This is a genomic window from Pontibacter sp. BAB1700 (assembly GCF_000277005.1).
Taxonomy (GTDB): Bacteria; Bacteroidota; Bacteroidia; order Cytophagales; family Hymenobacteraceae; genus Pontibacter; species Pontibacter lucknowensis.
On the sequence record NZ_AKIS01000051.1, the window covers coordinates 24,649 to 32,792 of the forward strand.

The following is an 8,144-nucleotide window of genomic DNA, read 5'->3' on the forward strand; positions in this document are numbered from 1 at the left end:
CGTTACGCCAGTTGCAAACTGGCCCAATATGCAACCACAAGTTACGCTAACGCTAAACTTGCGGTATACTGAACAAGAGCGGTGCAAATAACATCTAATAGAAAAAGGGGCCAGAGGCCCCTCTATAGTAGTCACGAGCGCGGACGCTCGCGCCATATCCAAAAATCAAATTATCCCTGGTAGCCAGTAATCCCGCCAAGCAGGTTGCGAACCTGCTTGAAGCCCTGCTGCTGCAAAAAGGCTTTGGCAGATGCTGAACGCATACCGGACTTGCAGTGTACGATTACCTCCAGGTCTTTATAATCCTCTATATCATCCAGGCGCTGCGGTAAAGCACCGAGCGGGATGTTCTGTGCACCTTCAATTTTGGATTCCTGATGTTCCCAGTCCTCGCGAACATCGATGATAACGGGCGTTTCGCCCTTGGCCAATCGTTCCTTGAGTTCCTCGGCCGTAATGTCTGTTGTGATCATAAGTTTATTAGGATGCGTTTGGTAGTAAATGTATGATGGTCGGTTTCAATTCGGATAGTATATAAGCCCGGCGAAAGCTTCGGGAGGCGTACCGGTTCCTGCCATACCGTTGCTTTATGACGCAAAATCTCCCTTCCGGTTACATCGTACATCGAAAAAGAGCGGTAAGGTCCGGAGAAATGTAAAATGCCGTTGCTGGGGTTCGGGTATACCTGCAGGTCAGCGTCACGTGCCTCCTCCTCCAGACCCAGTGCCTGACCAGCCATCACAGGGCGTAGCATCACAGCACCTGCATTGACGCTGTCCCGCTGCCAGCCACCTACCACGGTATTGTAAAACAAGCGGCCTGTGGCACCGGCATTGCGGTCAAAGCCAATATTCAGGTAGAGAGTTGCAGGCTGACTGAAGCCGACATAAAAGGTGCCCTCCACCGGAACCGGCTGGCTCAGTTCTATTTCATAAAAGGTGTTGAGTCCCTCGTTCTGTTGCACCGGAAAGGATTGCTCGTGGAGGGTGCGGCCCGGTCGACCGTTGTCGTCAGCCCAGATGCGGAAGACAATAGACACATTGTTGTGCCGCACACCCACCTGCGGAAAATGCACCCGGAAAGCACGTACCTGGTCTGCTGTTGCCAGTTCAAAGCGCTGCGCCACCTGGGTATTTCCATAGGTATAGAGACTGCTGTAACCGGCCTCGGCTGTGCCATCGTCCAGGGCGAAGTAGTCACTGAAGGTGGTGCGCTGCAGGGTGCTGTCGTTGGCGCGCTGCCGGGCGTTCTGTTCTTTGGTATCGAGCCAGAAACCATGCTGCAGCACAAAGCCCTCCGGATTGAGGTTGAGGTTGCTGATGCGCGGTGTGGCCGTGATCTGGCGTTGCCGGGCCTGCCCGGGTATAAGGCTTCTTCGCGCAGGAAGGTATCGGCTGGCGTAACACCTACCTGCTGTATAAAAGCACGCCAGGCAATCGCTCCCGGCAGGTCACCGAGGTTGTTCAGACTGGCAGAAATCTCGTCGCGCAGGTATAGCCCGGGATTAGCCAGGAACTGACGGGCAGGTACCGCGCTGTAGTCCATGAGCGGCGATACGCTTTCGCTGATGCCGATGTCGCGGGTCGTGTTTTGGCCCCGGCGGCGGTTGCGGTCCAGCTCTACGTAGTCGAGGTTCCAGATGTCGCGGATGGAATTGCGGGTGCCCTCTGTTCGGAAGCGGAACTGAAACTCGTCGTGCATAAAGCGCTGCTCCCTTATAGCCACCCAGGCCTGGGCAAACTCCGTTACCTGGCCAGGGGCGGTCTGTTGCCATACCTGTGTCCAAGTGCCATTGCTTTCTTTAAACTCCAGCCGCAGCAGACGCGGGTTGTTATTATTCCGCTCCGGCGCACTCCCCTGCCCACCCGACTGCCAGTAAAAGCTCAGGTATACCGAGTCGGCTGGCGTGAGCCTGCTAACCGGATAGGCTGCGAAGTGAGGGTATCGGTTGGTCCGCCAATGTTGCTGCCGTAGGGGTTGCCCTGTGCATTGAGCCCATCAAACGTAGCTACGTTGCGGGTAAGCGGTCGTAGGGCAAAGCGGTTGTTCACGTAAGTCCCGCCGTTGATCCAGTAGGCCGGATCGGGCGTGGTGGTAGCACCGGAAAAATCGTCGAAAAAAGGCAGGGATAGGTGATTGCTCTCTGTTCGGAGTTGGTATGGGTTTCCGGCAGGTATACGCTGCGGATCCTGTTGCAAGGGCATCAGGACTCCCTGAGCCGAGACTAAAGAGCCACAGCAGAGCAGTACTAGCGTAAACAGAAACTGTCTTATACCCATACCTTTGTCATATAAAATGCGCCCGCCACGGTTAGTAGCGGGCGCATCTGTTAGTCTATACCTTGCACTGGCTCTTCGCCAGCGACCCAAAGGTCCACCAGCTCGCCTGTTCTGATCATGGCTTTCACATCAGCGATCGGACGCTGACGAATGATGGTGCCATCTGGCTTGCCGCTGCCTGACACATAAATGATGTTGCCCAGCTGTAACTTCTGGCCAACCAGCAGCACCGAAGCTTCGTCGAGCGGCATACCTACCACGTCCGGCACCTCAAATTCAGTGTTACCAAGGCCATCACCTACGTGCAGGTCTACCACTGCACCCTTTGGTACCTGGTCACCCGGCTGCACCTCTTTGCCGTTCACGAACTGCTTCAGCACAGCACCATGCTGCAGGTCAGGCACGTTCGTGATCTTGCCACGACGCAGGTTGTAGCTCTTCAAGATAAGCTCCGCATTTTTCACCGATCCGTCGATCAGCTTCGGCATCTTGATCATCGGCGGATTTTTCATGTTGATGCTGATATAGATCTTGCGGTTCTCCTTTACTTTGGAGCCCGGTGCAGGATCTTGTGTCAGGATCTCGAAAGGCTTGTACTCCGGATGATAACTCGAGTCGTTTACGAAATAGCGCAGGTTCTGTTCTTCCAGAAACGCCTCAGCATCCGGCAACTGCATACCTGTGATCTTCGGCACCGAAATCGTCTCGCCATGGTTCGTAGCCGACGGTAGGTATAGGTAGAAGAATCCGAAGATCAACCCGGCCACAATCACTCCCATCAAGGCCAGGTGTACCAGCACCCCCACAAATGAATTCGTCTTTAACATTTAATTAATTATTGATTGTTCGCCCTTTGGGGGCTTTTTAATTTTTGAATTAGTGATTGAGTGAATGAGTGAATTGTATCAAATGCATTTTACTCGCTATATCACAGCACTCTGGCATTACTGTCATTTCGAACAAGGTGAGAAATCTGGATAACTTCATGGTTTCCACGATAACTCAGATTTCTCATTGCATTCGAAATGACAGGTATAGGTTTAACTGGCTAACTTCAAATGTTCCTCGACTTATACCCCTGCAGTTCTTTCACCCGCTCGTTTCTTTCTACTCCAAACGTCAGGATGCGGTCGATGAACTCGTAAGGCTTGTAGCCGTTGATGGCGGTCTGGTGGAAGATACAGGTCGCCGGGGTCATACCTGGCAGGGAGTTCACCTCAATGATGATGGTCTCCACCTCGTCGTTTTCCAGCACGCGCACAAAGGCGTCGATACGGGCATAGCCTTCGATGTTCAGGATCTGGGCTACGCGCTTCAGGTCTTCCTTCACTTTGTCAGAGATTTTCTGACGGCGCTCCGGGTCCTGTGCATAGCGGGCCGGCGTAATGTTCTGCCCCTCCCCTGCCAAAAACTTCTCTTCCAGCGACAATACCTCACCTTCAGCCAGAGCTTCGGAAGCTTCAAACACCTCGTACGCAACCGTACCGTCTGGTGCATAAGTGGTTAGCAGGCCACCGGTAATTTCCAGGAAGTGCTTTGCGCCGTTCTTGCTGATGAGTGTTTCTACCAGGAAGCCTTGCTTATTCGGGAATTCCTCCTTGAAGCCCAGCGACAGCGTTCTGGCGCATTCCGTATCCAGCTCTTCCATCTCCCGGAAGATCAGGGTCGTGAAAGCGTCTAGTTCTGCGCGGTTCTTGATCTTTTTCACAGCCGAGCTACAGCCATCGTCCGCTGGCTTGGCGATGAACGGATAGCGGAACTCATTCTCGAGGCTCTGGTAGAAGGCCTCTTTGTCTTTCAACCAATCCTCTTTCCAGGCCATGCGGTGATGCGCTACCGGCACGCCGTGCTTGGCAAGGATTTCGTTGGTGTCGTATTTGTTGATCGTGATCTGCGAAGAGCTGATGCCGGACCCGTTGTAAGGTATAGCCAGTTTCTCGAGTTCCTGCTGAAGGGCTCCATCCTCGCCCGGACGACCGTGCAAGGCGATGAACACCGCATCGACCATGTTCTGCAACTGGCTGTAAGTGATGCGCTGCGGCTCGTCGAGACTCTTACCGGTATACTTGCGGGTGATGCTTTCGGCCTCGCTGATAATTTCCTGCAGCACCGGATGCGGTTTGCCGCCGTGCTCAAAATGCTGGATCTTCTCTTTGATATCGTCGGCATTGTCCTTCAGCATGATGTTGATCGGAATACTGTACAGACGATGCTCCTCGTTGCTACCTGTCAGGAAGATCGGCAGCGGCTCGTATTTGGTAGACGAAGAAAGCTTTTCGTAAATGTTACGACCGCTCTCCACCGAAATGTGTCTTTCAGAGGAATAACCACCCATGATCACCCCCACCCGGATCTTGTCGTGGCGGTGGGCGTTCTCCTCACGGATGGCATTGTCGAGCTGGCTTAACAGTCTCGTCAACGTCACGGTGTCCTTACCTGACTTCAGGCGCTCGGCCACCGACGTACGGATGATGTAGGTCAGGAACTGCGAAGGGTTTAAGCCGATCTCAGCCGCCTGGTGGAAGAAGAACGACGACGGCAGCATACCTGACGTCGTGTTCGGGTCGTTCAGGAAGATATTGCCTTCCTCAGTGATGAAGCCGTCGAGACGGGCATACACGTTGAAGCCCAGATTGACAAACAGCTTGCTGCAGGCCTTGCGGATCTCCTGAATCTGCTCACTAGGCAAATTGATCGGTGTGATCTTGCGGGCCAGACCCGGCAGGTACTTGGAGCGGTAGTCGAACACCTCGCTGCCCTTCACAATCTCGGTCGGCGGCAAAGCGATTGGCGCACCAGTCTCGTCCTGCACCACGATACATGAGAACTCACGTCCGTTGATGAAAGCCTCTACCAACACCTGCTGCTCATGCTCCACACTTGTCAGCACGATGGTTTCAGTGTCAGTAGTAGCAAAGGTATGGTTGATATGGTTCAATAGCTCTTCCGGGTGGTACAGGATGGTGCCTTCTTCGAGCACAACCGGCATGCCAATGCCTTCGCGGATATCCACGAGTTGCTTCATGCTGGCCACCTGCTTCTCCTCGCCCAGCGCCTGCCATTGCGCTTTGTAAATGTTCTTGGTAAAGAAACTACGGTCCATGCCCTGCTCGAACAGCTCGTAGTTGTGCTCCTTCACAATGGAAACGCCAATAGACGAACCCTGATGCGGCGCCTTCAGTACCAATGGCAGACCAAGGTCAGCTACCAGCGACTCGAACAGCTGCTTGCGGTTGTTAACATCCTTCCACTCCGCATACTGCACCTTGCGGTAGTCCGGCGTCGGGAAGCCATGCTGCTTGAGCATTTCTTTTTGTGCGGCTTTGTCTATACCTATGGAAGATGGCAGTATACCTGATCCGGAGTACGGAATATGGTACCACTCGAGCAATCCCTGAATGCTGCCATCCTCACCATAAGGTCCATGCAGCGCCAGGAAAGCGAAGTCGAAGTGGTTCTTGAACTCGTGCGGCAACAGGCGCTTGCCGGCTTTGGCGATGATGCGGTCCTGCTCCTCGATGCTCAGTTCGCCCAGCGACTCCAGGTAGATCTGCAGTCCGTGCTCACTCTCCGGCAGGGCCTCCACCGGCGGGTAGAAGTCACGGATGGTGCCTTTGTAGATGTACTGCCAGTCCAGCAAAATGAAGTTACCGAGGCTGTCGGCAAACACCGGAACGGCCTCAAATAGGGCTTTGTCTAAATTGTCGTACACGGTACGGCCGCCTGCGAAAGAGATCTCACGCTCACGGGACGGTCCGCCAAATATTATTCCTACTCTCATGGTATGCAAAGGTAACAAATACACTCAGTATTTTAAGGGGCAAAAGATACAGGATGCAATTGGAAATACATAGCGAAATCGGGATTTATGATGCCCGGTATAGGTATAACGGTGGAGATGGGGTGGAAATTCAATGTTTAACCAAGGGAGGAGTAGTTTGACTTGCTGCCGGCTGGGAGTATCGTGGCGCGAGTTGCCTATCGCAATATGTTATGGCGCGAGCGTTCTCGCTCGTGACTTGCTATGGTAGGGCCTCTGGCCCAGTATAACTGCTCTTTCTAGCGTAGCGGCGGTTGTTGCAGGTATAGCAACCGGTGCTGTTTCATAGCTTGCCCTGGCCGGGCGGGCCTTATGCCTACCGCCAACACCCCTCTGGCTCCCCTCAAGGGAGAACTTGGCTATTGCTATGTCTAATGGTGGTGCCATGAACTGACCATATAATGTAGAACTTAACAGCCCTGCCTTCTAAGGGGGCAGGGGGATGACAATCGTTCTCAATTCCCCTGTTATTGACAAGCAAGGGTCAAGAGCCCTCTATTCGCGAGAAATCTAAAAATAGTCCGCTGTTCTCAAAGAATGAAGATCTCTCCATTCTGTCGAGATGACAGTGAAGAATCGTTATTCCTTGAGTTGAAAGCATCTGTGGCTAGGGGTGGTTGGGCCCGGTATCTGTGAAAATCCTGTTAATCCTAAAATCCTGAAAATCATGATTCAGACAAATACCCTTTTCACTATATTTGTACACCCAATTGCGCATACCGGAAACAAAAACTCCGTAAAAACGAAAAACGAGTAAGACTAACGAAAAAGACAAATCATGAGAACTGTAGACGCGTATAACTTTGCCGGCAAGAAGGCGCTTGTCCGGGTGGACTTTAATGTTCCGCTGGATGCTGACTACCGCATTACCGATGACACCCGTATCCGTGCGGCCGTGCCGACTATCCAGAAAATATTGAACGATGGCGGTGCTGTCATCCTGATGTCGCACCTGGGCCGCCCGAAAGCCGGACCGGAAGAGAAATACTCCCTGCGTCACCTCGTGGATCGTCTTTCACAGGAATTCAACACTACTGTTAAGTTTGCTACTGACTGCATAGGCCCTGAGGCGGCACAACTGGCACAAGACCTGCAGCCAGGTGAAATCCTGTTGCTCGAGAACCTTCGTTTCCACAAGGCTGAGGAAAAAGGTGATCCGGAATTTGCACAACAACTGGCCAGTATAGGTGATGTTTATGTGAATGATGCCTTTGGTACCGCACACCGAGAGCACGCTTCTACAGCCGTGATCGCCCGCTATTTCCCGAACGACAAGGTAATGGGTTACGTGATGCATGCTGAACTCGACAATGCCCGCCGCGTGATGGACAATGCCGAACGTCCTTATACCGCTATTATGGGTGGTGCCAAAATATCTGACAAAATTCTGATCATCGAGAAGCTGATGGACCGCGTGGACAACCTGCTGATCGGTGGTGGCATGAGCTATACCTTCGTGAAGGCTGATGGCGGACAGATCGGTTCATCGCTGGTGGAGGAAGATAAAGTAGAACTTGCTGCACGCCTCATCGCGATGGCCAAAGAAAAAGGTGTGAACCTGATGATCCCTGTTGACTCCATCATCGCCGATGAGTTCAGCAACGACGCCAACGTGGACACCTCCCTAAGCCACCATATCAAGCCGATGTGGATGGGCCTTGACATCGGACCAAACGCCCGCGAAATGTATGCTGATGTGATTCGCAACTCGAAAACGATCTTGTGGAATGGCCCGATGGGAGTGTTCGAGATGTCAAACTTCTCAGTAGGAACTGAAGCCGTGGCTGAAGCAGTGGTAGATGCAACCCGCCGTGGTGCTTACTCGCTGATCGGTGGTGGTGACTCTGCCGCTGCTGTAAACCAGCTGGGCTATGCCGACCGCGTGTCTTACGTGTCGACTGGTGGCGGTGCGCTGCTGGAGTACATGGAAGGCAAGACCCTGCCAGGTGTGGCCGCCATTGAGCGTGACGACTATTAATCTAATAAAACTAACGCACTAATTAAAACCGTCTCCTGACACCCTCGCTCGCGTCTCGCGAGCGAGG

7 protein-coding genes are annotated in these 8,144 nt (G+C 53.1%); 2 read left to right on the forward strand and 5 right to left on the reverse strand.

Annotation, left to right across the window (positions count from 1 at the left end; all coding sequences use genetic code 11):
• Window positions 1–170 precede the first annotated feature (170 nt).
• Both O71_RS07185 and O71_RS21545 read right to left on the reverse strand, forming a co-directional pair.
• Complete coding sequence (locus tag O71_RS07185; RefSeq protein WP_007654834.1) at window positions 171–473, reverse strand: rhodanese-like domain-containing protein; 303 nt, start codon at window positions 471–473, stop codon at window positions 171–173.
• A complete protein-coding gene (locus O71_RS21545; protein ID WP_051017721.1) occupies window positions 470–1,288 on the reverse strand; it encodes a T9SS type A sorting domain-containing protein in 819 nt (272 codons plus the stop codon). Before O71_RS21545 ends, O71_RS07185 begins: the two co-directional genes overlap by 4 nt.
• Between O71_RS21545 and O71_RS23755 the strand changes: the two genes are divergently transcribed.
• Window positions 1,277–1,519, forward strand: coding sequence for a hypothetical protein (locus O71_RS23755; protein WP_155800667.1), 243 nt, complete (start codon window positions 1,277–1,279; stop codon window positions 1,517–1,519). The genes O71_RS21545 and O71_RS23755 overlap by 12 nt on opposite strands.
• Window positions 1,520–1,883: 364 nt before the next feature.
• Here O71_RS23755 and O71_RS21550 read toward each other — a convergent pair whose 3' ends face one another.
• From O71_RS21550 to O71_RS07205, 3 genes are all read right to left on the reverse strand, one after another.
• Window positions 1,884–2,369, reverse strand: a complete 486-nt coding sequence (locus O71_RS21550) for a hypothetical protein (RefSeq protein ID WP_155800669.1) — start codon at window positions 2,367–2,369, stop codon at window positions 1,884–1,886.
• Window positions 2,330–3,106: a PASTA domain-containing protein gene (locus tag O71_RS07200; protein WP_040573912.1), complete on the reverse strand. Its 777-nt coding sequence runs from the start codon at window positions 3,104–3,106 to the stop codon at window positions 2,330–2,332. The genes O71_RS21550 and O71_RS07200 overlap by 40 nt, the downstream gene beginning before the upstream one ends.
• A 227-nt stretch (window positions 3,107–3,333) precedes the next feature.
• Window positions 3,334–6,060 (reverse strand): D-alanine--D-alanine ligase, encoded by a 2,727-nt coding sequence (locus O71_RS07205; RefSeq protein WP_007654839.1) that lies wholly within the window; start codon window positions 6,058–6,060, stop codon window positions 3,334–3,336.
• An 817-nt stretch (window positions 6,061–6,877) separates the two neighbouring features.
• On the opposite strand from O71_RS07205, the gene pgk reads away from it, so the two are divergent.
• Window positions 6,878–8,077 (forward strand): phosphoglycerate kinase, encoded by a 1,200-nt coding sequence (pgk, locus tag O71_RS07210; protein ID WP_007654840.1) that lies wholly within the window; start codon window positions 6,878–6,880, stop codon window positions 8,075–8,077.
• The last annotated feature ends 67 nt before the right edge of the window (window positions 8,078–8,144 follow it).